The sequence below is a fragment of the Nonomuraea sp. B12E4 genome (assembly GCF_039871825.1).
Lineage (GTDB): Bacteria > Actinomycetota > Actinomycetes > Streptosporangiales > Streptosporangiaceae > Nonomuraea.
The window spans coordinates 78078-104240 of the sequence record NZ_JBDPME010000030.1; the positions used below are offsets into that span (position 1 = coordinate 78078).

Genomic DNA, 26163 nt, shown 5'->3' on the forward strand with positions numbered 1-26163 from the left:
GCCGGCGTCGTGCAGACAGGGAACAAGGACGAGCACACCGCCCCACCGATGTGCTCGTCGCCCTGATGTGAACTCAGACCTATCCGGAGACCTGATCACCCAGCGCGCTCCGCGCTTCGTCGAACTTGTCGACGCACAGCGCGAAGGTGGCCTGGCCCTGGCAGATGGAGACGGGCAGCAGCCACTCCGCGTTGATGTTGGCGTTCGCCAGCCTGCGCGTGAACTTGGCCGCCTCACCGGCCTGATCGGGGCAGGTCACCGTGAGCGCGGGGTGCGTTCTGAACTCGATGCCGGCTCCCTCCAGGGCCGCGGCCGCGCCCGGTTCGTCCTGCGCGGTGAAGTAGACGGTCCCGTGATCGCCGGAGGTCGCTCCGGCCGGCTCGATGTTGATCCCGGCTCGACCGAGCACCTCGCACACATGGGCCAGCTCGCCGGGCTGGTTCTTGAGTTCCACGGTGTAGATGTTCATGGCGACTCCCCTCGCTAGTTGCCTTGACACCATCACCATTTCCATGCTAAGCGCGCTATTCGAATCATCAAAATCCCCGATGGCGACCCGAAACCCGGCCGTGACAGGCCCTCCCGCGACTACTTTGATGGCCATGTGGTGCGCGGAGCGCCACTCCCGGCGGCCGATTCCGCGGCGGAACGTTCGAATCAAGGCCCTGGCGGGGCCGGTTCGGGCCCCGGTGGTGCGTCGGACGCTGACATGCGCTCATTCTTGCGCTCGGCGGGTCATCATGGCTCGGGCCTGCTGGGCTGATCGGGACGACGGCCCTGTCGATCGGGGATCTCGGCCAGCGCCATCAGGAAGGGGCAGCATCGGCACTGGCCGGGGCGCACCTGTTCGGCGAGCGCGCGCCATAACCACACTGCTCCGGTGCCTCGCTCACCACTCGATGGGGCCAGGCCGTGCCGGAACGGCAGCCCGCTCGGCACCCGTACGAGATGGCGTTCACGATTTCCCGCAAATCATGGGCCCGAGTTGCGACGCCGGGCACGCGCCGCGCTGCCCGCCATGCCGTCAACGTCGGCTCGATCAACGCCCATCGGGCATCTGACAAGTTGCTGCGACAGGAACGCCGAGGCATCAGGCGAAGATCAACGACGCGATGGTCGGTTCGACACGGACAGATCATTACGAAACGAGATCAGGTGCTTTCTTACGCGCGCTGACCCTCACCGCCGAGCCATGCCCCACGGCCGTGAAATCCGTTGCTGGCATCTCCCCAGCGCGGAAGCTCTTGGCTAACATCATTGTTGTGCTGCTACGGATTCTTCCGATTGCGCCCGCGAACGACCTCGCCAGCCGGCGCATCTCGGGAGCCGCACGGTTGCGCGAGGCCCCCGGCCGGGTGTCGATCGTGCAGTTCATCGTGAACAATCGCGTCTATCTTGGGGCCGGCGCGATTGCGATCATGTGGGCGATGCCGCCGTGGTTCGGGGCAGAAGTCGCCTGGATGGCGATGCTGCCGGTCTTGCTGGCCGGGTTCGGCGTTTATCAGTTCAACCGGGTTTTCGATTTCGTCGAAGACCAGATAAACGACCCCGGCGCATACGCTCAAGCCTACCGATCCAGGACCGCACTTCGCGCGATGGCTGTGGCGGCGATGGTCGCGAGCCTCCTGCTCTCGATGGTTTTTCTGGGCTATGCGGCAACGGCATTGCTGGCGGTGATGCTGCTCGCCGGCGTCCTCTACTCGGCGCCTCTTCTCACTCACCGGCGTCTCAAACAGGTGGCGGGGGCGAAGAACGTCATCCCATCGCTCGTCTGGCCGGTCGCCACGCTGGTCTATCCGACGGGTGTGCTGACCCTTGAGTCCATGCTCGCGGTCGGTTTGGTCGCCTGCAGTGTCTTCACCATCGAGGTGGCCTGGGATGTGCGGGATAGGCGCGGCGACCGGATCGCCGGGATCAACTCTTTCGCCGCCATCCTGGGTCCGACCAAGGCGCTCGTGATTCCTCTCGCAGCGAGCCTGACCTACGCGCTCTTCGTTGCGCTGCTGGTCGCTCTTTTCGACCGGCTGCCCGCGATCTGGCTGTTCCCGGGCATGCTCCCCGCCCTCTTGGCGGGCATCGCCCTGCTCTGGAAGGATTCGCTGGCCGCCAGCCGTGGCCTGTCGCACTTGCTGGTTCTGATCAACATGCTGGCGCTGCTCCCGCTGAGCATAGCTGGACGGTGGGGGGTGTAGCGGCGTGGTCTCTAGCGTCAATCCGGACGAAGTCGAGCTGCGTAAGAAGCTGCTCGAAATCAACGTCTGGGCCATGCTCCTGGTGATCGCCCTGGTTCTGGAGCGAGCGTCGGACACCCTCGTATCAGTCGCGGCCGTGGCGGACAAGGTGGACACCAAGGTGTGGGCCGCCGTGTTCATCATGGGCATGATCTTCGGCGTGCTGCTGGGGACGACGGTCGGGGTCCTGGCGCTGCACGTGCGATTCCAGGCTCCGTACGGCTACGGCCATGTGGTCCTGGACAATATCTTCGTCACGGTCCCGCTCTACATCGCGATCCGGTTCAGCGCGGCTGCCATTCACCGGACCACCGGCGCGCCGGTGACCCTCGATGAGGACCTGTTCCGCCTGAGTGCGGCGATGATCGCTCTTGCCCTCGGTTTTCTCTTCGTCCGCGATCTGATCGTGCTACCCAAGATCACTGATCAGCTCTCGGCGCCTCCGCTCATCGCTGTCTCCGCGCTCCACCTCATGGGGGCGATGCTGTTTGTGCTGCTGGCCGTCGCTCCGGGTTTCGTGCTGTACGTGGCTGTGCTCGGCTCCGTGGGCCTCGGTTTCTTCTTCGCCGGGATGGCCGCGATCCCGACCCTCTCCCGTCGTTTCAAACCCGCTCCTTCGCAGTCCTAAGGGCCGGGCTTAGGACTCTGTGCCTGCTGAAAAGTCCATCCACCCGACCACTGCTCCGACCAGGTAGCCGAGACAGAGCGGCAGCTCACGACCGTGAACGGAGTATTGACACCCTTGGGGCTCTTGTACCTGCGGCGGTCGTGCCTGGCGAGAACCAGCGACATCCCCGTGACCCTCAGGTCCCAGCCTGTGCATCCGGCGTGGTCCCCCACGGGTTTGCGGACGATCCTGCCGGTCGCCTTGGCCTTTGTGGCGCTCATGCCGAGCTTCAGGCTCCCATACCCGTAGGGCCCCGCATGGCCTTCTGGGCGGCGAGCGCGGGAGGCTCGACGGCGATCGACGTGGCTGCTCCCGCCAGCGCCAGCGCCAGCACCGAGCGTCTGATCGGTGAGGCGTTCGCTGGCGCGATACGAAGGGCGAGACCCCAAAGGTCACGGGTGCTGCCCAGTCCGCGCGAACCTCGCGACGTCCGGACCTACCGTGCGATCGACGTTCGAACTAACCCTGCGAGAGCGGATCCTGCGTTTTGTGCCTTCCCTGCGCCTGTTCGTGGTCGTCGGTGCGCCTTTCGTTGCGGCGCAGGGACAGAAATTGCTCCTGGAGGAGGAGCACCAGTGCGGCGGCCGTCATCAGGCCGCCGACCAGAAAGGTGCCGCGCGCGCTGATGAGGGGGAGTAGCAGGCCGCCGGCGAGGGCGCCCGCGGCCACGCCCAGGTTGTAGGCGGCGCTGTTCGCGGCGATGGCTGTTTCCGTGCGGCCCGGCGCGAAGTGCATGACCCGGCTCTGCGTGGCCATGAAGATGGGCCCCAGCGAGGCGCCGAGGAACACGATCGCGATCACTGCCAAGGCCTGCGACTCGCCCGCGGCGTACAGGCCGAGCAGCGCCACCGCCTGCGTCGTCACGGGGAGCGTGAGGGTCGCGCGGGGAAAGCGATCGAGGAGCCGCCCGTACACCGCGACGCCGACGATGCCGGTGATGCCGAGGACGAGGAGCAGCGTGCTGACGGAGGACGCGCTGAACCCGGCTTCGTCCACCAGGAACGTGGAGATGTAGGTATACCCGGCGAAGACGCCGGTGACCGTGAGCCCGGTGACGGTCAGCACGACAGCGAAGCGGCGGGTGTCCGGCGCCACGCCGCGCACGGCGTGGCCGGCTTCCGGGCGGGACGTCGGCAGCACAGTGGCGATCACGATGAAGGAGGGGATGGCGAGCGCGCCGACCACCAGGAACGGCACCGGCCAGCCGGCGTGCTGGCCCAGCCAGGTGCCGCCGGGCACCCCGAGGACGAGGGCGAGCGAACCGCCCACGGACAGTGCTCCTATGACGCGCCCGCGGACGCGCGGGGGAAACAGGCCGACCGCCACCGGCCCCATCACCGCCCAGAACAGCGCCTGGGCCACCGCAGTGACCAATCGGCCGGCCAGCAGCACCCAGTACGAGGAGACCAGGGCCGCCACGACGCTCGCGAGGAACAGCGCGGCCAGCAGGGCGCAGAGGACCAACCGGCGGGGGACGGAGCGGGTCATCGTGGCGATCGGCACCGAGACGAGGGCCACGGTCAGGCCATAACCGGACACCAGGAGGCCGACGGCCGATAGCGACTGGCCCAGGTCGTCCGCCATCAGCTTGAGAATGCCGATCGGCAAGTTCTCGGTGGTGTTGAAGGCGAACGCCCCCAGCATGAGCGCGCCCACCACGGCCACGCCACGCCAGTTCGCCGATTCCGTCGTCATGCATCCTCCATGTTCACAGCGAGCCATTCCGACCTCAGTCTGGAAGCCTGAGGTGGATGGTGCGCGCCCCGCGCGTCAACGACAAGCGCATCGACGAGACCACCGGCGAACGACGGCGCTTCTCCTCGGCGATCCTGCCACCGTGGTGCCGCAAGCGTCGTCGTGGCCGGCACATGCCGTCCGACCGGGTGCTGATCGAAAAGCCGGCCCGGACGGCGGCCGCCCCGGCCCGCCCCGATCACGTGGCCGAACGAACGTTCGCCCTTGACAATCTCACCGAGATTGGCATAGAGAATGAACATTCGTTCTTCAAGGAAGGTGCACTCATGTCCCTCACGGCGATCGTCTTGAGCGCGCTGGCCGCTCTGGTCTTCCTTCTCGCGGGCACCCAGAAGGTCTTGCTACGCCCGCAGGTCAGCGCCAACCTGCTACGTCTTGGCGTCGGCCCTGCCATGACCCGGTCGATCGGGGTTCTGGAGATCGCGGGTGCCCTCGGGCTCATGGTCGGCGTATGGGCCCGACCGCTCGCCGTCGTGGCAGCGATCGGCCTCACCCTGCTCCTCTTCGGAGCCATCGGCTACCACCTGCGCGCCCGGGACTTCTCCCGCGAGCAGCATCGGTCGCACGCGGCGGCCCCCGTACTGCTGGCACTGCTCACCAGCGCGAACGTGATCGCACTGCTGATGGCCCCGTGAGCGCGGCGATCAACATCGCGACATCCACGAAGCGCACAATGCTCTCCACGATGGATGTCCTTCCGGGACATGGCCCCTGATCTCAGGTGTGGGCCGAGGCGCTGCGGTCGCCGGCGCCACGCACTCGATTGCAGGCTGTCATGGAGGAGGCCCGCCGGGTGATCGGCGGCTGGTGGCGCGACATCAACAGTGCGGATTGCCCTCTCGTGGCGTCCCAGCCGAGCAGGCAGCGGATGTCTTGATGGCGCCGGTCGGTGGACTCCTGGTTTCCCGCGCGGTGTACGGCCACGATGGCCACGCGGACTCGGGGGCCTTCCGAAACGGCATGGCGCGCTGACCTCGACGCCCGGACGGGTGACTAGGTAGCGAACGAACATTCGCTCTTGACTACTTGCCCGCTTTCGTGTTGTCTCAAAGAACGATCGTTCGTTTTTGGAGGAGTGGTGACTGTCAGATCAGACGTTCTCATCGTCGGTGCCGGGCCGACCGGCCTGGTGCTTGCGATCGAGTTGGCGCGCAGAGGGGTATTGCCTCGCGTCATCGACGCCGGGGACGCAGACCACCGGGAGAGCCGGGCGGTGTCCATCGTGGCCCGGACCCTGGAAGTCCTGGATGACCTCGGATTAGCCGAAGACGCCATCGAACACGGCATGCCGTTGCAGGCGCTGAACTTCTACCAGGGGACCACGACCCTGGCCGAGATGGACGTGACCGCCGTGGATTCCGCATTCCCCCTCGATCTGTGCATCCCGCAGTGGCAGACCGTCAGGCTGCTGCGCGAACGTGCGGAGCAACTCGGAGTCTCCATCGAATGGCGCACTCGCCTGCTGGCACAGAAGGCTGATGAACACGGCGTCACCGTGGAACTCCAGTACGCTGACGGCCGCCGTGAACGCTGCGAGACCAGATGGCTGGCCGGGGCAGACGGCGCGCACAGCACCGTCCGCGAGGGGGCGGGCATCGGCAGGCAACGAGCCGACCTGCGACGCGGTTTCATCCTGGGTGATGTCGCAGCAGACTGGCCGCTGACGCGCGACCGTTTTCACGTCTACTTCGCCCGAGCCGGCCTGCTCGCGGTCTTCCCCATGGTGCAGGGCTATTGGCGCATTCTGGCCAACACGGCCGGATCGCCGCCGGCGACGCCCGGCCTGGACGACTTCAGCGCCCTGGTCGGCGATCGCACCCCATTGGACTCGCGCCTGCACGACCTGCAGTGGAGTTCGTCGTTCGTGGCCCGTGAAAGCCTGGCCGAGCGGCTACGCGCCGGTCACGTCCTGCTCGTCGGAGACGCCGCGCACAACCACAGTCCGGTGGGTGGCCAGGGCATGAACACCGGTATGCAGGACGCCTACAACCTGGGCTGGAAACTCGCCCTCGTCGTCAACGGCGACGCGGCCGAGACGCTGCTGGACAGTTACCACGCCGAACGCTGGCCCGTGGCCAAGGCGGTCGTCGACGCCACCTCGACCACGACCAAGGTCGTCACCGGCAGCACCCTGGTCGCCCGCAGAGCGCGACGGCACGCGCTGCGCCTGCTTGGCCGGCTCAACCCTGTGCAACAGCGGCTGTCCAACGCCTTCGGCGAGCACCTGGTCAACTATCGCGACAGCCCCTTGGTCTTCCAACGCTGGACCGAGTCTCCAGCCAAGGCATGGAACGATCTCGCCGGGGCCGGCCCGCAGCCTGGGGAGGTGATGCGTGACGTCTACCTCGAAGGACGCGACGGTCCGATGGCGCTGCGGCATCTGCTACGCGGGCCTGGGCATCACCTCCTGCTGTTCGCCGCGGGCACCACCGACCCCGCCACCCTGGAGGCATGGCGATCCGCGGCCCGCACGGCCATGGCCGGGCACGGCGAAGCACACCTCATCACCCGCGGCCACCTGCCGCACGGTCTGAGCGACGGCGTCGCCGCGGACCGACGTAGCCGGGCGCACAACCGCTACGGCGTACGCCGGCCCAGCATCTACATCATCCGCCCTGACAAGTACGTCGGTTACCGAGGTGACAGCGTCGAGTTGGCGGCGGTGAACGACTACTTCCGAGCCCTGAGCGCCCCGCACGTCGAGAGGACGGCCCCATGACCAGCGATCCCATGACCAGTGACCCCATGACCAGTGACCCCGTCGTCCCCCAGAGCCTGCCCGGCATCGGAGGCACCGCACTGGGTGTCGCCCTCATACGAGCGCTGGAGAGCACCCGGCCAGACCGCTTGTTCGACGATCCCTACGCCCGGCACTTCATACGGGCCGCCGACAAGCACGCATCACCGTGGGGAGCGGGAGGGTCACCCGCCGTCGAGCAGTTCCTGAGCATGATGGCCGACCAGGTGGCCGTACGCACCCTCTACCTCGACCGGGCGCTCCTGGACGCCGCCCGGCAAGGATGCGGCCAAGTCGTCCTGGTGGCCTGCGGCATGGACGCCCGCGCCTACCGGCTGCCCTGGCCGCCCGGCACTGCGCTCTTCGAACTCGACCTCGCTCACGTCCTCGACTTCAAGAACGCCGTCCTGGACCGGCTTGGCGCCACGGCCACCTGCCACCGTGTCGGGGTGGCCACCGACCTGCGCCAGGACTGGCTGCCCGCGCTCGCGGCGTCCGGCTTCGATCCGGACCGGCCGACTGCCTGGCTGGCCGAAGGCATCCTGTACGCGCTTTCATCCGACGCCGCGGGCACGCTCCTCGACCGCATCACCATCGCCTCCGCCCTCGGCAGCGTCCTGGCTCTCGACCACGCCGAGGACTCCGAACTGCTGCGCGCAGCCCGGGCCGCCATCTCTGCGGAACTCGTGGAACTATGGCAGGGCGGCCCTGTCGCCCGTCTCGACGGCTGGCTCGCCGCACGCGGCTGGCGGCCGGACGTGACAGACATCGCCCAAGCGGCAGCGGCCTGCGGCCGCCCCACCCCATCCGCGTTCGACCCCAACAGACCCGACGCCGGACGAGCCTGGCTTGCCACGGCTCGCTTGGGTGGGACTCGGTGACCCGGCTACACCCGTCTGCGCGTGTACGACTTCTCGCCCCAGTTCTTCCTCGCGATCGGATTTCTTGGACTGGCGGTTGCCACCATGGCACTGGACCCGCGCTGGTATGGGACGTCGGTCGCTGACGCCTGAAGCGCTCCGGTTTCGATGGAGGCTCGTGCCCTAAAGGGGGGATCACGCCATGGCGGGCGAGTCCCTCAGCACACGGCTGAGCTGGGTGGGTGCGGTCTTCGATGAGCGAGCGTCGGTAACGGGTCAGGTCGCGTAGCTTGCGGATCGGCGCGGGCTGCACCAGCGGGGCCGGCACATGCCCCGCTCGGCCACCTTGGCCAGCCACATCTGTTCGGGGCTTTCGGGGGTGAAGCCGGCCACGGTGCCTGGTCAGCCGCGGCTGTTCCGCCACCGGTGTTCATCGCAGGGTGAGCGGGGTCTCGGATTCGACGTGGGTCAGCTTCTCCGGATTGCGGACGTAGTAGAGGCCGGTGATGCGGGCGTCCTCGACGCGGATCGCCAGTACGCCGTCGATCTCGCCGTCCACGCGTACGAGGAGTGCCGGGTTGCCGTTGACGACCGTGGGGGCACAGACGAGGGAGACGTCGGCCTTGCCCAGGCCGCCGACGATGAAGCGGACCACCTTCTCGGAGCCCGTGATGGGCCGCGGCGCTGGTTGCTTGACGCCGCCGCCATCGGCGATGAGGACCACCTGCGGGGCGAGTACGTCGAGCAGACCCCGCAGATCCCTGGTTTCGAGCGCGCGCTGGAACGACTCCAACACCGCCCGGGTCTGGCTCGGGGAGACCGCCTGGCGAGGGCGGCGGGCATCGACGTGCCGGCGGGCGCGGTGCGCAATCTGGCGGACGGCCGCGGGGCTCTTGCCGACGGCGGCCGCGATCTCCTCGTAGCCGACATCGAACGCCTCGCGCAGCACGAACACGGCGCGCTCGGTCGGTGACAGCGTCTCCAGGACGATCATGAGTGCCATCGACACGCTCTCGGCGAGCTGGACGTCCTGGGCCACGTCGGGCGCGGTGTGCAGCGGTTCGGGAAGCCAGGGGCCGACGTACGCCTCCTTGCGGCGTTTTTTCGTGCGCAGCCGGTTGAGGGCCTGCCGGGTGGTGATTCGGACCAGGTAGCCGCGCTGGTCACGCACCTGCCCCACGTCGACCTTGGCCCACCGCAGCCAGGTTTCCTGAAGGACGTCTTCTGCGTCAGCCGCCGACCCGAGCATCTCGTAGGCGACGGTGAAGAGCAGGTTGCGGTGGGAGACGAACGCCTCGGTCGCCGGGTCAGCGGCATGATCGCTCATATCTGGCTCTCTCCTCTTCGCGGCCGGCCCTGCCCGCCGGACGCCTTGAAGCTGCTCATTCAGCGGGTGGCGAGCGTCTCGCCGTGCTCAGCCTGCAGCAGCTGCCGGCGCTTGGCATCCTTGGCCCATCCTGGCCAGTTGAGCGAACCGGGCTTGCGTGCCTGGTACGCCACCTGCCAAAGGATGCCCCTGCAAATGAACTCCTTGATGATCGCGCCAGGGCGGCCGTCGATGTAGGGCCTCATCGCGACGTCGTTTCTGTGGGCGAGCTGGAAGATGCCGGCCCGGCGCCCCAGGCTGATGCACTGGGCGACGAGCGCCAGGGCGAGAGTCGCAGGGTGCCGGCCCGCGATCCGGCTGAGCACCGTGTCGGCGGCGTGCGGGCCCAGCTGAACCGCGGCCTGGCAGCTCATCCGGAACGGCAGGTCCGACGGTGCCACCGAGTCCCCGGCCGCGACGATGCGCATGTCGTCCACGCTGGTCAACGTCTCGTCTGTGCGCAGGCGGCCCAGGGCGTCGGTGCTCAGCCCGCTGCGGGCGGCCAGACCCGGCACGCCGAAGCCGGCGGCCCAGATGGTCACTGTGCTCGGCAGCTCGCGGCCGTTGCCGAGCCGCACGGTATCGCGGGTCACGGCCGTCACCGTCGCGCCGGGGCCGTCGAGGACGGTCACACCGAGTCTGGCCAGTTGCCTGGCGACCGAGCGCCGCCCCCGAGGGTGCAGGTAGGGGCCCAGCACCCCGCCGCACACCAGAGTCACGGTACGGCCGGCCTCCGCCAGTTCGGCGGCGGTCTCGATACCGGTCGGACCGGCTCCGACCACCGTCACGGCGGCCGCCGCGGGCGCGGTGTCGAGGACCGCCCGCAGCCGCTGCGCCTCCTCCAGGGTGGCGATCGGGTAGCCGAACTCGGCCGCCCCGGGCACACTCGGGTCGGCGCTGCCGCTGCCCACCGCGTAGATCAGGTAGTCGTAGCCGACCGTGCCGCCGGACGCCAACATCACGCCGCGTCCGGCCGCGTCGATCCTGGTCACGGTGTCGACGACCAGGCGTATGCCCTCGGCCAGGACGTCTTTGTAGCCGACGACCGCGTCGTGGGACCCGCCCACCAGTTGATGGAGGCGGATCCGGTCGACGAAGGCCGGGCGCGGGTTGATCAGGGTCACGGCCACGTCGTCGCGCTGCGTCAGGCGGTTGGCCGCGAGGACGCCGGCGTATCCGCCGCCGATCACGACCACCTCGGTGTTCCCGGTCATGGTGTCTCCTTCGCTTCATGGGTCCAGCCTCAAGACACCGCGTGATCGGTCGTTGTGACAGTGTGTGAGGTAGGTCACTCCGGAGGTGCGGGCTCGGCTGAGGAGCAACCCCAGACACGCGTCGCACCGATACGCGCAAGCGTCGACTGATCCGGCCGGCTGCTTCACAGTGTCGAAGCAGGCGTACTCACGCTTTCCGGAGTTCACGGAGAAGACTCGGAGGGAGAGAGATGACGGGAGAAATCGCGGTTCCCGCCGGCGCCGCCGGCGAGCCGAAGCGGGCGCGGGGCCAGCTCGGAGCCTGCTCGACTGGGGGCGCGGCACTCATCCGTGACGCGCTACGCGCCTGAGTGGGCGCCAGGGCGCGGGTCGTGACTAAGCGCATAGTCATCTCGTAGACTGCTCCTACGAAAACACTCGCGGCAGAGCCACGACCAGGTGGCCGGCGGGCACCGCGGGCGGCATCGATACCACGCGCTCGGATTCGAAGGGGGCGAGGGTCGCGGATGGCCCGACGGCAGGCCCGATTCACCGCGCAGGACTTGGCGGACGATCCCCGGCTGCGGGACCACTCTCCCGATCTGTGGAGGGCGGACCTGGGGGAGGTGCAGCGCCGCCTGCTGTCGTCGGCGGTGCGCTGCTTCGCCGCGAACGGTTTCCACGCCACCACCACGCGTGACATCGCCGAGTGCGTCGGGCTCAGCCCTGCCGCTCTCTACGTGCACTTCCCCTCGAAGGAACTGGTCCTGTTCGAGGTGGTCAGGGCAGGGCACGAGCAGGTGCTCGGGCACATCAGGGATCCGGCGATCGTGGCGCTTGAGGGGTCGGCGGAGCGGCTGCGCGCGATCGTGTCGGCGTACACGGTGTGGCATGCCCGCCACCACGTGACGGCGCGGGTCTGCCAGATGGAGCTGAACAGCCTGACCCCCGAGCACTACGGCGAGATCGTGGAGCTGCGCCACCAGACCAATGGCTACTTCAGGGGCGCGGTGGCGCGCGGGGTGGCGGACGGGTCGTTCGCGAAGGTGGACGTCAAGCGGGTTACGCGGGCGATGTTGTCGCTGACCATAGATCTGGTCCGCTGGTATCGGCTGGACGGGCCGGACTCGCCCGAGCAACTCGGCGAGTTCTACGCCGACCTCGCGCTGAAGCTGTTGGCCCCGAGCGGCGAATAGTCCGGCCACCGGTTGACAAGCGACCGTTCACGGACTGACTATGCGCTTAGTAACCTGGCGGACTCCGATCAGCCCCCTGCCCGTTGTGCTCTGGAGGCCCCATTGCATGCCCCGTCGCAGGACCTGACCACCCCCTCATGCGGACGACCCGCCGGCCCGCATGCGTGACCATGCCGTGCCCGCGCCCCGGACCGCGGCAGCGCCGACCCACCGCACCTGGACGGACGCACCGATGACCGTGCAAACCCCCCTCGCATCGTGCAACGTCTTCCTCGACCTGCTGGCCAGGGAGGCCGCGCCGGTCGAGTTCGAGGAGCCGGTGGCCTCGGCTCGCGCGGCGGGCGCGGCTCCCGAGACGCTGGCGCAACTGGAGGCGGCCAAGCTGGCGGCGCTGCGGGTGAGCGCCGGCATGCGCCGGCAGGCGCGCCGCGAGGCCGAGCTGACCGCGCTGTTCGATCTGGCCGGAGACCTGGCCGGGCTACGCGACCTGGACGCGGTCCTGGAGGCGATCGTGCGCCGCGCCCGGCGGCTGCTGAACGCCGACATCGCGTACGTGACACTGAACGACGACGAGCGCGGCGAGACCCGCATGCGCATGACGGACGGCTCGATCTCGGCGGCGTTCCGGCGGTTGCGGATCCCGCTGGGCGACGGGCTGGGCGGGCTGGTGGCGCAGACGGCGATGCCGTACAGCACCGATCACTATCTGCGCGACCCGCAGTTCCGGCATCACGCGTTCATCGACGCGGCGGTGACGGAGGAGGCGCTGGTGGCGATCCTGGGCGTGCCGATGCGGGTGGGCAGCAGGGTGATCGGCGTGCTCTACGCGGCCAACCGCACCGAGCGGCCGTTCGCGCCGGAGCAGGCGGTGCTGCTGGGCTCGCTGGCGGCGCACGCGGCGCTGGCCATCGACAACGCGCGGCTGCTGGCCGAGACCCGGGCGGCGGTGGAGGAGCTGAACGCGGTCAACGGGCGGCTCCGGGCGCGCGGCGCGGCGATCGAGCGGGCGGCGCAGGCGCACGACCGGATGACGGCGCTGGTCGTCAAGGGCGGGGACGCCGGCGATGTGGCGGCGGTGGTCACCGAGGTGCTGGGCGGGACGCTGTACGTGCTGGACGCGGCCGGCCGGTGCCTGGTGGCCTCGGGCGACCCGGTGCCGCTGGCCGAGGACGAGCTGCCGGCCGTCACCGGCGCCACGCACCCGCGGGGCGGCACGACCCGGCACGCGGACCTGCGAATCACCCCGATCTCGACGCCCAGCGAGGTGCTGGGCACGCTGGCGCTGCGTACCGAGGCGGAGCTGGACGACGCCGACCGGCGCATCCTGGAGCGCGCCGCGCTGGTGACCGCGCTGCTGATGTTGCTGCGCAGGAGCCCGGCCGAGGCCGAGGCCCGGGTGCGGGGCGAGCTGCTCGACGATCTGCTGGACGGCAGAGCCGGCGGCACGGCCTGCGGCAGGACCGACGACAGACCCGGCGGCAGGGCAGACGGCGGGGCAGACGGCGGGGTGGACGGGGCGGCGGCGCTGGAGGCGCGGATCCACCGTGTGGGCCTGGAACGGAACGTGCCGTACGTGGTGTTGTCGGCCCGCTGCGCCTCGCCGCGGCATCGCGGGCGCGCCGCGTTCTGGGCCGCCTCGTACGCGGCGGCGGCCCACGGGCTGGCGGCGGCGCGCGGCGAGGAGGTCGTGCTGCTGCTGCCGGGGGACGTGCCGGGCGAGACCGCGCGCCGGGTCGCCAAGGAGCTGGGCGCGGCGCTGGCGGCGCCGGTGACGGTCGGCGCGGCGGGGCCGGTGCGCGAGTTGTCCGGGGTGCCCGCCGCGCACAGGGAGGCCCGGCGCTGCGCCGACACGCTGCTCGCCCTCGACCGGATGGACGACGGGGCCGACGCCCGCGAGCTGGGCTTCGTCGGCCTGCTGATCAGCGCGCACCGCGACGCCCGGGGATTCCTGGAGGCGACGCTGGGCCCGGTGCTCGACTACGACGCCCGCCGCGGCACGTCGCTGGTCAGGACGCTGGAGACGTACTTCGGCAGCAGGTGTGCCCTGTCCAGGACGGCCGAGCGGCTGCACGTCCACATCAACACCGTTCACCAGCGGCTGCATCGGGTGAGCCGCCTGCTGGGCGAGGACTGGCAGGAGCCGGAGCGGGCGCTGGAGATCCAGCTCGCTCTGCGCCTGCACCGGCTGCGGAGCTGAGCCGCGCCCGGCGGGTGGCGAGCAGGTGGCGGGCCGTTCCCCAGATGCCGCGCCGGAACAGCAGCACGATCACGATGAAGATCGTGCCGGTGACGATGCCGATGCCCTCGAACCCGGCGGTGGCGAGGAAGTCCTGGAGCTGGACGACCAGGGCGGCACCGATGGCCCCGCCCCACAGCGTGCCGATGCCGCCGAGGATGACCATCATCACGACCTGGCCGGAGGTGGTCCAGTAGAGGCCGTCGAGCGAGGCGAAGCCGTGGCCGATGGCGAAGACGCCGCCGGCCACGCCCGACAGCGCGGCCGACAGGACGAAGGCCAGCAGCCGGTAGCGCTCGACGGGGTAGCCGAGGGCACGCGCGCGCGAGGGGTTGTCCCTGATGGACACCAGCACCCGGCCGAACGGCGAGCGGACGATCCGCCAGGCGGCCGCGAGGCCGGCCAGCACGAACGGCAGGCCCGCGTAGTAGAAGAAGAACGGGTCGTTCAGGTCGAGGCCGAACAGCTCGCGGGGGATGCCCTGCAGGCCGTTCTCGCCGCCGGTGACCTCCCGCCACTGGTTGGCCAGGAAATAGAGCATCTGGGCGAAGGCCAGGGTGACCATGGCGAAGTAGATGCCGGTCAGGCGTACGGACAGGTAGCCGATCGGCAGCGCCAGCAGCGCCGCGAACGCCGCGCCGCCGAGGATCGCCACCGGGAAGGGCAGCCCGCCGTGCAGCACGATCAGCCCCGTGCAGTACGCCGACCCGCCCCAGAACGCGGCGTGCCCGAACGACAGCAGCCCGGTGAAGCCGAGCAGCAGGTCCACCGCCGCGGCGAACAGCGCCCAGCAGGCGATGTCCAGCGCCACCGGCGGATAGATCAGCCACGGCAGGACGAGGGCGGCGACGAGCCCGAGCACCAGGAGCACGATCCCGCCCCGGCCCGAGCGGGCCAGCCTGGACATGATCACCGGTACGCCTCCTCGCGTCCGAACAGCCCGGCGGGCCGCCACAGCAGCACGGCGGCCATCAGGATGAAGACGAGGATCTGGGAGAGCGCGGGCACGTACAGGTTGCCCAGCGCCGACACCAGCCCCACGGCGAACCCGGCGGCGACCGAGCCGAACACCGAGCCAAGACCCCCGATCACGACCACGGCGAAGACCGTGATGATCAGGTCGGCGCCCATCAGCGGGTTGACCGCGCGCATCGGCGCGGCCAGCACCCCGGCGAACGCGGCCAGCGCGATTCCGAAGCCGAACACGGGGGTCACCCAGCGGCCCACGTCGATGCCGAGCGCCCGGGTCAGCTCGGGGCGCTCGGTCGCGGCCCTGACGATCATCCCGACCCGGGTCCTGGTGAGCACCACCCACACCACGAGGCACATCAGGGCCGACACGCCGAGCACGAACACCTGGTAGGCCGGATAGGTGAACAGCCCCAGGTCGACCGTGCCCTCCAGGGCGGCCGGCCGGGGGTAGGGCTGGGAGCTGACGCCGTACTCGCGGCGTACGACGTCCTGGAGGATCAGCGCCAGCCCGAACGTGAACAGGAAGTTGTAGAGCGGGTCGAGCGGTGCCAACCGCCGGATGAACAGCCGTTCCAGCACCGCGCCCGCCACGCCGAGCAGCAGCGGCACCAGCGCCAGCGCCAGCCAGAAGTTCAGCCCGAACGAGTCGAGCGCGATGAACGCGCCGAAGGCGCCGAGCATGTAGAACGCGCCGTGGGCGAGGTTGACCACGCCGAGCATGCCGAAGATGACGGCCAGGCCGAGGGCGAGCAGGGCGTAGAACGACCCGCCCACCAGCCCGTTGAACGCCTGCTGGAGCACGCCGGCCGCCTACAGCTTGCAGGCCGGGTCGGGCTGCGGCTGGAACGCCTCCGCGGCCGGGATGGTCTTGAGCACCTTCTCGTAGTCGTACGGCTCCTTGACCTCGGTCGCCGGTTTGACCTGCGCCAGGTACGCGTCGTGCAGCAGCAGGTGGTCCTGGGCGCGGATGGTGCCGTTGCGGACGAACATGTCCTCCATCGTGTGGCCTTCGAGCTGCGCGACCACCTTGTCGGAGTTGTCGGTGCCGGCGCGCTGCACGGCCTCCAGGTACTGCAGGGCCGCCGAGTAGTTGGCCGCCATGTTGGAGGTGGGCCGCTTGCCGGTCCTGGCCTGGAACTTGTCGGCCCAGGCCCGGGTCTGCTCGTCGAAGGTCCAGGCCCACATGGTGGTGTAGCGGGTGCCGGCCAGGGCGTCGGGCCCGAGCGAGTGGATGTCGCTCATGGACAGCAACCCGAGCGCGAGCTGCACGCCATTGTCGCGCAGCTTGTACTCGTTGTACTGCTTGACCAGGTTGACCAGGTCACCGCCGGCGTGCATGGTGCCGAGCACCTGCGGCTTCGGGTCGAGGCCGGGCGCCTTGAGCAGGAACGTGGAGAAGTTGTCGTTGGGGAACGGCGTCGGGTCGGCCTGCACAACGGAGCCGCCGGCCGCCTGGATGGCCGTGCTGAACGTCCGGTTCATGTCCTGCCCGAACGCGTAGTCGGGGTAGACGATGTACCAGTTCTTGGCGCCGTCCTTGGTGACCTCGCCGCCGGTGCCGTGGGCCAGCATGTAGCTGTTGTAACCGTAGTGGAAGGTGTACTTGTTGCACGCCTTGCCCTCCAGCTCGGTGCTGGCGGCGCCCACGTCGATGAAGACCTTCTTCTTGTTCCTGGCGACGGTGGCGACGGCGAGCGCGGCCGAGGAGGTGGGTACGTCGAGGATCACGTCGGCGTGCTCGCGGTCGTAGAGCTCCTGCGCCTTGGAGTTGGCGATCTCAGGCTTGTTCTGGTGGTCGGCGGCGACCACCTCGACCTTCTTGGCCACCGCCTTGTCGCCGTACCTGGCGCGGTAGTCGTCCACCGCCATCTTGACGGCCTCGACCGTGCTGCGGCCGGAGGTGTCGGCGTAGATGCCCGACTGGTCGTTCAGCACGGCCAGCACCACCCCGCCGTCGCTGATCGCGCCGCCGCCACCGCCGGGCCCGCCCCCGCATCCGGCCAGCACCAGCGTCGCGGCGGCCAGCCCGCCGCTCCAGCCCGTGATTCTCATGTGCGGCATCTCCTCTGGTTCCGGGCTTTCAGCCGTTCTGTGTCACTGGGGGTGGCGGGTCGTCAGATTCCGAGGTACTCCAGTAGCTGGTGCTCGCGTTCGCGTACCTGGTCGCGGTCGAGCGATTCGACGATCCGCCCTTCGGCCAGCAGGTAGTGGCGGTCGGCGACGGCGGCGGCGAAGTGCACGTTCTGCTCGACCAGCAGCACCGTCGTGCCCGCGGCCCGCACCTCGCGCAGGATCTCGCCAATGCGCTGCACGAACAGCGGCGACAGGCCCTCGGTGGGCTCGTCGCACAGCAGCAGCCTGGCGCCCGTGCGCAGCACCCTCGCCAGCACGAGCATCTGCTGCTCGCCGCCCGACAGCGTCGTCCCCGGCGACCGGCGCCGCTCCCTCAGGTGCGGGAACGTCTCGTACACCCGCTCCAGCGGCCACGGCTCGGGGCCGCCGCCGCCCTTGACCACCGGCGCCAGCGTGAGGTTCTCCTCCACCGACAGGGTCGCGTAGATGCCGCGGTCGTCGGGGACGTAGCCGAGGCCGCGGCGGGCCCTGGCGTGCGGGGGCAGCGTCGTGATGTCGGAGCCGGACAGCGTGACCGTGCCGGACGTCCTGCCGTACGTGCCGTGCAGGCCCATCAGGCAGCGCAGCAGCGTGGTCTTGCCCGCGCCGTTGCGGCCGACCAGCGTGACGATCTCGCCCTCGTCCACACGCATCGACACCTCGCGCAGCGCCTGCGCCTCGCCGTACCAGGCGGACAGTCCGTCAACGCGCAGCATCGGAGTCTCCGAGGTAGGCGGTGATGACGCGGGGGTCGTGGCGGATCTCGGCGTACGCTCCCTCGACCAGCACCCTGCCGTGCTGCAGCACGGTCACCCGGTCGGCGAGGCTGGCGACCACGTTCATGTTGTGCTCCACCATGACGACGGTGCGGCCCGCGCGGATCGTGCGGACGAGCTCGATGGTGCGGTCCACGTCCTCGACCCCCATCCCGGCGGTCGGCTCGTCGAGCAGCAGCACCTTGGGGTCCATGGCCAGCGCGAGCGCCAGTTCCAGCGCCCTTTTGCGGCCGTACGACAGCGAGCCGGCCGGGACGCCACCGTGGCCGGCCAGCCCTACCCTGGCCAGCAGCTCGGTTGCGGCCGCGGCGAAACGGGTCAGCGCCCGGTCCGAGCGCCAGAACCGCCACCCCAGGCCCGTCGGGCCGGCCAGCGCCAGCTCCACGTGCTGCTGCGGGGTCAGGTCGGTGAACAGGGTGGTGATCTGGAACGAGCGCGCCACGCCGAGCCGGCTGATCGCCTCGGGGCTGCGGCCGACCAGCTCCCGGCGACCCTCGATCACGACGCTGCCCGCGGTCGGTTTCAGGAAGCCGGTGAGCAGGTTGAACAGGGTGGTCTTGCCGGCGCCGTTCGGCCCCACCAGAGCGTGCACGCTCCCCTCGGCCACGTCGAGATCGACGCCGTCCACGGCTCGGAAGCCGCGAAACTCCCTGACCAGCCCACGCGCCCGCAGGACGGGGGCGGCCGCGGGGCCGGGCGGGCTCGCCGCCTCCGCCGCGGGACCGGCGGGACCCGTGGGGCCTGCTCCCATGCGCCCTCCTCACGCGTCACAACGCGACCTCGGACACCGTGAACGCTAGGTCGCGCCCAGGACGGCGGACCAGGTGAGGTATCCACACATTCGGACGGCCCGCTATGCGGTGACACACACCGGATCGCGGTATCTGCCGCGGAAAGCCGTTTGCGGCCCGGCCGATCGGGCTCTCATCGGCGAACCGGTGGACACCACCTCCACAGGTCACCGCCGAACAGTGGTGACCACGTACGTCGCCCCGCCAGGAACGCTGGATCAGCATGGCGTCCGTCTGACCGATGGGAGTCGCACATGTTTCTGTCCCTTCGCCGAAATCCCCGACCCCGCCGATCCGCTGTTTTCTCAGCCCTGCTGGCCGCGCTCGTGGTGATCCCCCTGACGCCGGTGGCGTCCCCCGCCGCCGCGGACGCCCGCTGCGCCGACCTGAAAAGGCTCCGCGTGCCCGGCGCGCAACACCAGGTCGCCGCCTGCCTGGACGACCTGACCACGGCCGGCACGGTCGCTTCCGGCCACACCGACCCCGCCGACTGGCAGGCCCTGCACGCGGCGGGCACCCGCAACCCGAGCGGCGTGCCGGGCCTCCAGATCGACGGCTACTTCCACGACACCTCCACCTTCAACCCCACCCACGGCTGGAACCACGACGCCCAGTTCGTCATCCGGCTCCCCGAGAGGTGGAACGGGGGCCTGGTCGTCGCCGGAGCGCCCGGCAACCGCCGCCAGTACGCCAACGACTTCACGATCTCGGACTACGTGCTGGCCAGGGGCTACGCCTACGCCTCCACCGACAAGGGCAACGTGGACGCCGGGTTCTACCACGACGGCGAGCGGCCCGGTGACGCCATCCGGGAGTGGTACCGCCGGATGACCGAGGTCACCGTCGCCGCCAGGGCCACCGTCGCCAGTCACTACGGCAGGCAGCCGCGCAGGACGTACGCTATGGGCATCTCCAACGGCGGCCAGCTCGTCCGCTGGGCGCTGGAGAACCACCCCGAGCTGTACGACGGCGGCGTCGACTCGGAAGGCACGTACTGGCCGCCGGGCAACCGGCCGAACGCGCTGACCTACCTGCCGGTGGCGCTGCGCGAATACCCCAAGTACGCGGCCACCGGCGACGAGCGGGCGCACGCCGCGATGCTGAGGGCGGGCTTCGCCCCCGGCTCGGAGTTCCTGTGGGACTTCAACTACCGCATCCTGTGGGACGGCACCCAGCGCCGCTACCGCGAGGAGGTGGACCCGGGCTTCGACGGCGACCTGGACGCGGGCATCCCGTACTGCCAGAGCGGCACCCCGAACTGTGACGCCGACTACGACTACCACAACCGCCCGAAGAGCGTGCACGACGCCGTACGGCGGGCCTCGCACTCCGGCCGCATCGGCAAGCCGCTCATCACCGTGCAGGGCACGCTGGACACGCTGCTGCCGATCAAGGTGCACGGCGACGCGTACGCCGACGCGGTGCGCGAGCAGGGCAGGGGAGCCCTGCACCGCTACTACCGCATCGAGGGCGCCTCCCACCTCGACAGCGAGTACGACATGTTCCCCGACCGCATGCGGCCCCTGCTCCCGTGCATGCGGACGGCGTTGGAGGCGCTCGAGCGCTGGACGGCCGACCACGGCCGGCAGCCGCCGGGCAGCGCCACCATCCCCCGCCCCACCTCCGGTGACGTGGTCAACACCTGCGCCATCAGCTGACCAGCTCGCCCGCCCGGTCCCTGATGAGCCGCCGCACGATGAGGGCGGATGGTGAGGGCCTGCTGTCCTGGCGCTGGGTCAGGCACAGGTGCACGGGCTCGGCGTCGGACATCGGGATCCAGACCACGTCGGTGATGTCGGCCGAGGTGTCGAACCGGGCGAGCACGCCCAGCCCGACGCCCTGGCCGACCATCACCTTGACGGTCCGCGCCGACATGGCCTGCACGACGACGTCGGGGGCGGGCACGTGCCGGTGCAGGGTCTCCCACATCACGGTGCCCGCCCGCATGGTGACGACCGGCCAGCTCTCCAGGTCGCGCCACTGGATCCGGTCGCGGCCGGCCAGCGGATGGTCGGTACGCGCGTACACGCCGACGGGCGCCGCGGCGAGCGGGATGCGGCGCAGCCCCGGCGCGGCGGGCCCGGCCGGCATCGTGACCACCCCGAAGTCCAGCGCGCCGTCCAGCACCGCGGCTTCGATGGCGGCCGACGCCCCCTCGCGCACGCTGAACCGCAGCCCCGGGTGATCGCGCCGCAACCGGCCCACGACCGGCGCGATGACGGTCTCCACGGCCACCGTGACGCCGCCGATCTGCACCCGCCCGCGGTAGGAGCCGCTCGACTCCATCGCCGACTCGCGCACCGCCTCCTCGGCCGCCACCAGCCGGCGCAGCGGCTCGATCAGGGCCTGGCCCGCCGGCGTCGGGTGCACGCCGTGCCGGCTGCGGGTGAGCAGGACGACGTCCAGCTCCTCCTCCAGCAGCGCGATCTGCTGCCCGATGGTCGGCTGGCTGACCCCGCACCGGGCCGCCGCCGCACGCAGCGACCCCGTCTCGACCGAGGCCAGGAAGTACCGCGCCCGTTCCACCCGCACCGCGCCACCATAAAGGCAGAACCTTTCACCTGTGAATCCCATCCCCGTCTTCCCGCCGCTCCGACGGCGCGGGATCGTGACGGGAGATGCCGAGGTGAAAGGAATGCCCTGTGTCTGACCGCCCGCTCAGCGGAGTGCGCGTCCTGGATGTGTCGACGATCCTGGCCGGGCCCCTGGCGGCCGCGCTGCTCGGCGAGTTCGGCGCCGAGGTGATCAAGGTGGAGCATCCCGCCATGGGCGACCCGGCCCGCCATTACCCGCCCCTGGAGGACGGCGAGTCCGCCGCCTGGGCGATGCTCGGCCGCGGCAAGCGCAGCGTCACGATCGACCTGCACCACGCCGAGGCCGCCCACCTGGTCGGGCGGCTGGCCGCGGCCGTGGACATCGTGGTCACCAACTTCCGGCCGGCCGCCTTGCGCCGGTTCCGCATCGACTTCGACGACCTGCGGGCCTACCGTCCCGACCTGGTGATGGTGCAGGTGAGCGCGTTCGGCAGGACCGGCCCGTACGCCGACCGCCCCGGCTTCGCCCGCGTCGCCGAGGCCTTCGCCGGTCTCACCCACCGCACCGGCTCACCCGACGGGCCGCCGATCTTCGCCGGCTACCCCGTGGCCGACGGCGTCACCGGCATCTACGCCGCGTTCGCCGCCATGCTCGCGCTGCGCCAGCGCGACCGCACCGGGCAGGCCCAGCTCGCCGACATCCCCCTGTACGAGCCGCTGCTGCGGATGATGGAGGACTTCATCGTCGAGTACGACGTCACCGGCGAGAACCGCGACCGCCAGGGCAACCGCAACCCGCACATCAGCCCCAACGACCTCTACCGCACCCGCGACGGCCGCTGGCTGGCCCTGCCCGCCTCGACCGAGCAGATGTGGCGCCGGCTCGTCAAGGCCATGCACGCCGACGACCTCGCCGTCCACGACACCATGACCGCCCGGCTCGAACACCGCGCAGAGATCGAGGCGCGGGTCGCCGCCTTCGTCGCCGCGCACGATCTCGAACCCCTGATGGCGCTGCTCCTCGACGCCGGCGTGGCCGCCGGTCCTGTGAACACCGCCGCCGACATCTGCGCCGACCCGCACATCCGCGCCCGCGGCTCGATCGTCGAGGTGCCCGACGGCAGGACCGGCCGCCCGCGGCTCATGCAGGCCCCGGCCGGGCGGTTCTCCGGGTTCGACACCACCATCGGCCACACCGCGCCCGCCCTCGGCGAGCACACCACCGACGTTCTGCGCGACCTCGCCGGGCTCGCCGAGTCCGAGATCCATGACCTGCGCCACCGAGGAGTGGTCTGACCGACGGAAGAGCCTGCCCATGACCATGGCGACCCTGTCCATCATCGTGCTGGCCGGACTGCTCGCGGCCACCCTGATCCCCGGCTTCGACCTCGGGCTCGGCGCCCTGGCCGCGGCGTTCCTGCTCGGGCTCGCGGCCGGCGTCACCGAGAACGACGTGACCGCGTTCTTCCCGGCCGACTTCTTCGTGCTCATCGTCGGCGTGACCGCGCTGTTCGCCGTCGCCCAGCACAACGGGACTCTCGAATGGCTGCTCGACCTGCTGCTCCGGCTGGCCGGCGGGCGGCTCGCGCTGATCGCGCTGGCCCCGTTCGCCATCGGCGCCGTCCTCACCGCCGCCGGCACCCTGCCGGCCGCCGCGACCGCCATCGTCTCCCCCATCGCGCTCGGCTTCGCCGCCCGATACCGGATCTCGCCGATGCTCGCCGCCGTTCTCGGCGTCACCGGCATCATCAGCGGGCTGCTGTCACCGCTCGCCGTGTACGGGGTCACCGCGCGGGAGCTGAGCGGCAAGCTGGGCATCGGCCTGCCCGGCTCGGCTCCCGTCACCTTCCTGGCAGGCGGGCTGCTCGCCGGGCTGGTGGTGTGCGCGGGATGCCTGGTCGTGGGCCGGTGGAAGGGCGGGATCCCGCGCGGCCGCGCCTCCGCTCCTACCGCGTCCACTCCCGCCCCGACCACCCCCGCGCCCACCGCTCCCACTTCGATCACCCCCGCATCGACCGCTCCCGCATCGACCGCTCCCGCATCGACCGCTCCCGCATCGCCCTCCTCGGCTCCGGCCGCCGGGCAGGGCGGCACGGCGACGGCGACGGCCGAGCCGGACGCACCCGCCACCCCGCCGCAGCGCTCAGGCGCTCGGGCCGTCACCCTGCTGTGCATGGCCGCCGTCGTCGTCCTGTCCGTCGGCTTCGACATGAACGTGGGCTACCTCGGCCTGACCGCCGCCCTGATCTTGCAACTGGCCTTCCGGATGCCGCTCGGCGCGATCGTGTCCAGGATCCCGTGGAACGTGGTCCTGCTGATCGGCGGCCTGCTGACGTACGTGGGGCTGATGCAGCACCTGGGCGCGTTCAAGCAGATCAGCGACCTGCTCGGGGTGACGGGCGCGCCGCTGCTCAGCCTGCTCGTGCTGTGTTACGTCGCCGGCATCACATCGTTCGCCGCCAGCTCCATCGCGGTGTTCGCGACCGTCATGCCACTGCTGCCGCCGCTGGTGGACGCCGGTCTCTCCCCGGTCGGGGGCGTGCTAGCCCTCGCGCTGGCCTCGGTGCTGGTGGACCTCAACCCGCTGGGCATCACCGGCGGCCTCATCCTGGGTGCCGCCGAGCCCTCGGTCCGGCCCCGCCTGTTCCGGCAGCTCCTCACGTACGGGCTGATCTCGATCGTCGTCGCACCAGTCCTGACCTGGGCCGCCTTCGGCTGGTGGTGAGGCGTCAGCACCGCAGGGCGTCGATGAGCTTCGCGGTGAACCGATGCATGTGGGGATCGAGACGTCCGCGCGGCTCGGTGCGCACCTCGCGCGCCGACCACCGAGGCCGAACAGCCCGGGGGCAACCACGGCTCGGCGAAGGCGGTGATGTCGTCACGTACGCCACCTTCAAGCCGTTCGAGAGCCGAGTGGACGTCAGTGATGACGGCACGGCCGCCTCCATGGTGGCGCTGATTCCCAGGACGCTGGTGCCGTTGCCGCCCAACAAGGTCGACCGGCTGCTGGCGACCCGGTTGCCGGGGCAGGACGGCGTCGGCGCGCTGCTCGTGCAGTTCCTCGCCCGGCTGGCTGCGGACTCCGCGTCGTTCCGGCCCACGGACGGCCCCAGGCTGGGCACGGTGCTGCTCGATCTCTTCACCGTCCTGCTGGCCCCCCACCTGGACGCCGACGCGGCCGTGCCGCCGGAGTCGCGGCAGCGCACGCTGCTGTTGCGCGTCCAGACCTTTGTCCGGCGGCACCTGGCCGAGCCGGACCTCTCGCCGGCCGCCGTCGCCGCTGCCCACAACATCTCGGTACGAACGCTGCACCGGCTGTTCGAGTCAGAGGAGGTCACCGTCGCGGCGTGGATCCGCGCCCAGCGGCTGGAGGGCTGCCGCCGCGACCTAGCCGATCCTCGTCATGCCGGCCGTCCGATCTTCGCCATCGCGGCGCGGTGGGGCTTCACAGACGCCGCCACCTTGTCGCGAGCCGCCCGGTGGGCCGCCCGGGATGCCGGCCCTGGAGAGGTCGGTCGGCACGGTGCGGGCGTGCGCGGTGTTCGGGAAATCCCGGGCCACGGTGCACCGGCACCGCGACCCCGCGCCCGCCCCTGCAGGGACCACGCTGGCGGGCGGTCCAGATGTGATTGTCGGCCGGCGCAGCCTCACCGAAGTGCTCGAAGCCTTGCCTCGGCGTCGTGGAGCAACCCGGGCACCAGGCGGCGATGGATGGCGGACAGCGGAGGCCACACGCCATGGCCCACTTTCCGGCGATAGTACAGAAAGGTCCCCAGCGACACCTGCTCGCCGACCGTCCATACAAGGAGGTTGCCGGTCAGGAACCAGGAAGCCGCCTCGAGCCGGATCCAGTCCTCGCCGCATCCGCCGATCCGCCATCCGGCCACGGTGGCCGGCGATCGTGTTCGGCTGAGTCGGAACCCGAGCAGACCGCACCAGATCAGTAGCTCTCCGGCATTGGGGATGTCTCCGAATATCGCGCGGGCCCACTGCTCCGATGTCGCGGCCACATCCGTGGAAAGGGTGAATTGATCGGCGTAGTCGATGTCAGGCAACGAGGTGAGCGCGCGGACGGACTCGGGGATGTTGGACGTTCCTACGGCGCTGTCGATGAAACCGATCGTCATCTCACTCTCCGTTCATCTGCCTACGCCGTATAAGGCCAGGCTGACTGGGTTGTACGGGGTGGGAACCGTGCATCGGGTGACCGGCGGCGGCCGGCCATGTGCCTGAACCGGAGGATCTACGCGCGTGGAGCGCCGTCCCCCGCAGGGGTCATTTCCCGGAGGAAGGTGTCCGCCGCGGTCACGAACCGGTGGGGTTTGAACATGTGGATCACATGGTTGGCATGGATGCGCTGGTAACGGCTGTGTGGTGCGAGTTGTGCGATCCTGGCCGCGTCCTGGTCGTCCATCGCGCCGATGAGTCCGTGTGAGGGCAGGCGTCGCCAGTCGGCGTGCAGGACCAGGAGCGGGCAGGACACGCGGGCGAGGGCGTCGGCGTGGTCCAGCCCGTCGTAGAAGCGGCCGTCGACCATGGCCCGCGCGAAGTCCGGGTCGAACATGGACAGTGACTTGAGCAGCAGGCGCAGGTTTCGGGGGAAGTAACGGATGGACCGCCCCGGGAATCTTGGAGGCTACGATTCCTGCGAACTTGCGAATGACATAGCAGATTCCTGCGCCTTAAAGAAGGCGCCTTCGTACTCCTTCGGCGGAATATTGCCACAGAACGAGTGGA

At 70.2% G+C, this 26163-nt stretch carries 24 protein-coding genes; 11 read left to right on the top strand and 13 right to left on the bottom strand.

Going from position 1 to position 26163, the window contains the following annotated elements:
* Window positions 1–79: 79 nt before the first annotated feature.
* Together ABGB18_RS41045 and ABGB18_RS41050 are read right to left on the bottom strand one after the other, a co-directional pair.
* A complete protein-coding gene (locus ABGB18_RS41045) occupies window positions 80–469 on the bottom strand; it encodes a hypothetical protein (RefSeq protein WP_347701086.1) in 390 nt (129 codons plus the stop codon).
* 337 nt (window positions 470–806) lie between these two features.
* Window positions 807–1091 (bottom strand): transposase, encoded by a 285-nt coding sequence (locus ABGB18_RS41050; protein WP_347701087.1) that lies wholly within the window; start codon window positions 1089–1091, stop codon window positions 807–809.
* Between the two features lie 171 nt (window positions 1092–1262).
* Here ABGB18_RS41050 and ABGB18_RS41055 point away from each other — a divergent pair, with 171 nt between their 5' ends.
* Together ABGB18_RS41055 and ABGB18_RS41060 are read left to right on the top strand one after the other, a co-directional pair.
* Window positions 1263–2192: a UbiA family prenyltransferase gene (locus tag ABGB18_RS41055; protein ID WP_347701088.1), complete on the top strand. Its 930-nt coding sequence runs from the start codon at window positions 1263–1265 to the stop codon at window positions 2190–2192.
* A gap of 4 nt (window positions 2193–2196) precedes the next feature.
* Window positions 2197–2859, top strand: coding sequence for a hypothetical protein (locus tag ABGB18_RS41060; protein WP_347701089.1), 663 nt, complete (start codon window positions 2197–2199; stop codon window positions 2857–2859).
* A gap of 498 nt (window positions 2860–3357) precedes the next feature.
* Here the strand turns inward: ABGB18_RS41060 and ABGB18_RS41065 are convergent, their stop codons facing one another.
* Window positions 3358–4593: an MFS transporter gene (locus ABGB18_RS41065; RefSeq protein ID WP_347701090.1), complete on the bottom strand. Its 1236-nt coding sequence runs from the start codon at window positions 4591–4593 to the stop codon at window positions 3358–3360.
* Window positions 4594–4919: 326 nt separating this feature from the next.
* On the opposite strand from ABGB18_RS41065, the gene ABGB18_RS41070 reads away from it, so the two are divergent.
* The 3 genes from ABGB18_RS41070 (at window position 4920) to ABGB18_RS41080 (ending at window position 8271) form a co-directional block, all read left to right on the top strand.
* Window positions 4920–5288, top strand: coding sequence for a DoxX family protein (locus ABGB18_RS41070; protein ID WP_347701108.1), 369 nt, complete (start codon window positions 4920–4922; stop codon window positions 5286–5288).
* A 443-nt stretch (window positions 5289–5731) separates the two neighbouring features.
* Window positions 5732–7372, top strand: a complete 1641-nt coding sequence (locus ABGB18_RS41075; RefSeq protein ID WP_347701091.1) for an FAD-dependent monooxygenase — start codon at window positions 5732–5734, stop codon at window positions 7370–7372.
* Window positions 7369–8271, top strand: coding sequence for an SAM-dependent methyltransferase (locus ABGB18_RS41080; protein WP_347701092.1), 903 nt, complete (start codon window positions 7369–7371; stop codon window positions 8269–8271). Before ABGB18_RS41075 ends, ABGB18_RS41080 begins: the two co-directional genes overlap by 4 nt.
* A 409-nt stretch (window positions 8272–8680) precedes the next feature.
* Here ABGB18_RS41080 and ABGB18_RS41085 read toward each other — a convergent pair whose 3' ends face one another.
* Together ABGB18_RS41085 and ABGB18_RS41090 are read right to left on the bottom strand one after the other, a co-directional pair.
* On the bottom strand, window positions 8681–9577 hold the full coding sequence (locus tag ABGB18_RS41085; protein ID WP_347701093.1) for an RNA polymerase sigma-70 factor: 897 nt from the start codon (window positions 9575–9577) through the stop codon (window positions 8681–8683).
* Window positions 9578–9636: 59 nt separating this feature from the next.
* Window positions 9637–10830 (bottom strand): FAD-dependent oxidoreductase, encoded by a 1194-nt coding sequence (locus tag ABGB18_RS41090; protein WP_347701094.1) that lies wholly within the window; start codon window positions 10828–10830, stop codon window positions 9637–9639.
* 506 nt (window positions 10831–11336) lie between these two features.
* Here ABGB18_RS41090 and ABGB18_RS41095 point away from each other — a divergent pair.
* Together ABGB18_RS41095 and ABGB18_RS41100 are read left to right on the top strand one after the other, a co-directional pair.
* Window positions 11337–12005 carry a TetR/AcrR family transcriptional regulator gene (locus ABGB18_RS41095; RefSeq protein ID WP_347701095.1) on the top strand — a complete coding sequence of 223 codons (669 nt, stop codon included), beginning with the start codon at window positions 11337–11339 and terminating at the stop codon, window positions 12003–12005.
* 232 nt (window positions 12006–12237) lie between these two features.
* Entirely contained in the window at window positions 12238–14202 is a 1965-nt protein-coding gene (locus ABGB18_RS41100; RefSeq protein WP_347701096.1) for a GAF domain-containing protein, read from the top strand.
* On the opposite strand, the gene ABGB18_RS41105 is transcribed toward ABGB18_RS41100, so the two are convergent.
* From ABGB18_RS41105 to ABGB18_RS41125, 5 genes are all read right to left on the bottom strand, one after another.
* On the bottom strand, window positions 14084–15148 hold the full coding sequence (locus tag ABGB18_RS41105) for a branched-chain amino acid ABC transporter permease (RefSeq protein ID WP_347701109.1): 1065 nt from the start codon (window positions 15146–15148) through the stop codon (window positions 14084–14086). The two genes, ABGB18_RS41100 and ABGB18_RS41105, sit on opposite strands and share 119 nt — an antisense overlap.
* 2 nt (window positions 15149–15150) lie before the next feature.
* Window positions 15151–16014: a branched-chain amino acid ABC transporter permease gene (locus tag ABGB18_RS41110; RefSeq protein ID WP_347701097.1), complete on the bottom strand. Its 864-nt coding sequence runs from the start codon at window positions 16012–16014 to the stop codon at window positions 15151–15153.
* Window positions 16015–16023: 9 nt separating this feature from the next.
* Window positions 16024–17265 (bottom strand): ABC transporter substrate-binding protein, encoded by a 1242-nt coding sequence (locus tag ABGB18_RS41115; RefSeq protein WP_347701098.1) that lies wholly within the window; start codon window positions 17263–17265, stop codon window positions 16024–16026.
* A gap of 62 nt (window positions 17266–17327) precedes the next feature.
* Window positions 17328–18041 carry an ABC transporter ATP-binding protein gene (locus ABGB18_RS41120; RefSeq protein ID WP_347701099.1) on the bottom strand — a complete coding sequence of 238 codons (714 nt, stop codon included), beginning with the start codon at window positions 18039–18041 and terminating at the stop codon, window positions 17328–17330.
* On the bottom strand, window positions 18028–18852 hold the full coding sequence (locus tag ABGB18_RS41125; RefSeq protein WP_347701100.1) for an ABC transporter ATP-binding protein: 825 nt from the start codon (window positions 18850–18852) through the stop codon (window positions 18028–18030). The genes ABGB18_RS41120 and ABGB18_RS41125 overlap by 14 nt, the downstream gene beginning before the upstream one ends.
* Window positions 18853–19218: 366 nt before the next feature.
* Between ABGB18_RS41125 and ABGB18_RS41130 the strand changes: the two genes are divergently transcribed.
* On the top strand, window positions 19219–20550 hold the full coding sequence (locus ABGB18_RS41130; RefSeq protein WP_347701101.1) for a tannase/feruloyl esterase family alpha/beta hydrolase: 1332 nt from the start codon (window positions 19219–19221) through the stop codon (window positions 20548–20550).
* Here ABGB18_RS41130 and ABGB18_RS41135 read toward each other — a convergent pair.
* Entirely contained in the window at window positions 20543–21424 is an 882-nt protein-coding gene (locus ABGB18_RS41135; protein WP_347701102.1) for a LysR family transcriptional regulator, read from the bottom strand. The genes ABGB18_RS41130 and ABGB18_RS41135 overlap by 8 nt on opposite strands.
* A 110-nt stretch (window positions 21425–21534) precedes the next feature.
* Between ABGB18_RS41135 and ABGB18_RS41140 the strand changes: the two genes are divergently transcribed.
* The 3 genes from ABGB18_RS41140 (at window position 21535) to ABGB18_RS41150 (ending at window position 25185) form a co-directional block, all read left to right on the top strand.
* Window positions 21535–22722 carry a CoA transferase gene (locus ABGB18_RS41140; RefSeq protein ID WP_347701103.1) on the top strand — a complete coding sequence of 396 codons (1188 nt, stop codon included), beginning with the start codon at window positions 21535–21537 and terminating at the stop codon, window positions 22720–22722.
* Between the two features lie 19 nt (window positions 22723–22741).
* On the top strand, window positions 22742–24151 hold the full coding sequence (locus tag ABGB18_RS41145; RefSeq protein WP_347701104.1) for an SLC13 family permease: 1410 nt from the start codon (window positions 22742–22744) through the stop codon (window positions 24149–24151).
* 188 nt (window positions 24152–24339) lie between these two features.
* Window positions 24340–25185, top strand: coding sequence for a helix-turn-helix domain-containing protein (locus ABGB18_RS41150; RefSeq protein WP_347701105.1), 846 nt, complete (start codon window positions 24340–24342; stop codon window positions 25183–25185).
* Here ABGB18_RS41150 and ABGB18_RS41155 read toward each other — a convergent pair.
* Both ABGB18_RS41155 and ABGB18_RS41160 read right to left on the bottom strand, forming a co-directional pair.
* Window positions 25074–25553 (bottom strand): hypothetical protein, encoded by a 480-nt coding sequence (locus ABGB18_RS41155; RefSeq protein WP_347701106.1) that lies wholly within the window; start codon window positions 25551–25553, stop codon window positions 25074–25076. The two genes, ABGB18_RS41150 and ABGB18_RS41155, sit on opposite strands and share 112 nt — an antisense overlap.
* Window positions 25554–25669: 116 nt before the next feature.
* The gene (locus ABGB18_RS41160) at window positions 25670–25990 is read right to left on the bottom strand and encodes a hypothetical protein (RefSeq protein WP_347701107.1); all 321 of its coding nucleotides are present in this window, start codon (window positions 25988–25990) and stop codon (window positions 25670–25672) included.
* Window positions 25991–26163: the final 173 nt, after the last annotated feature.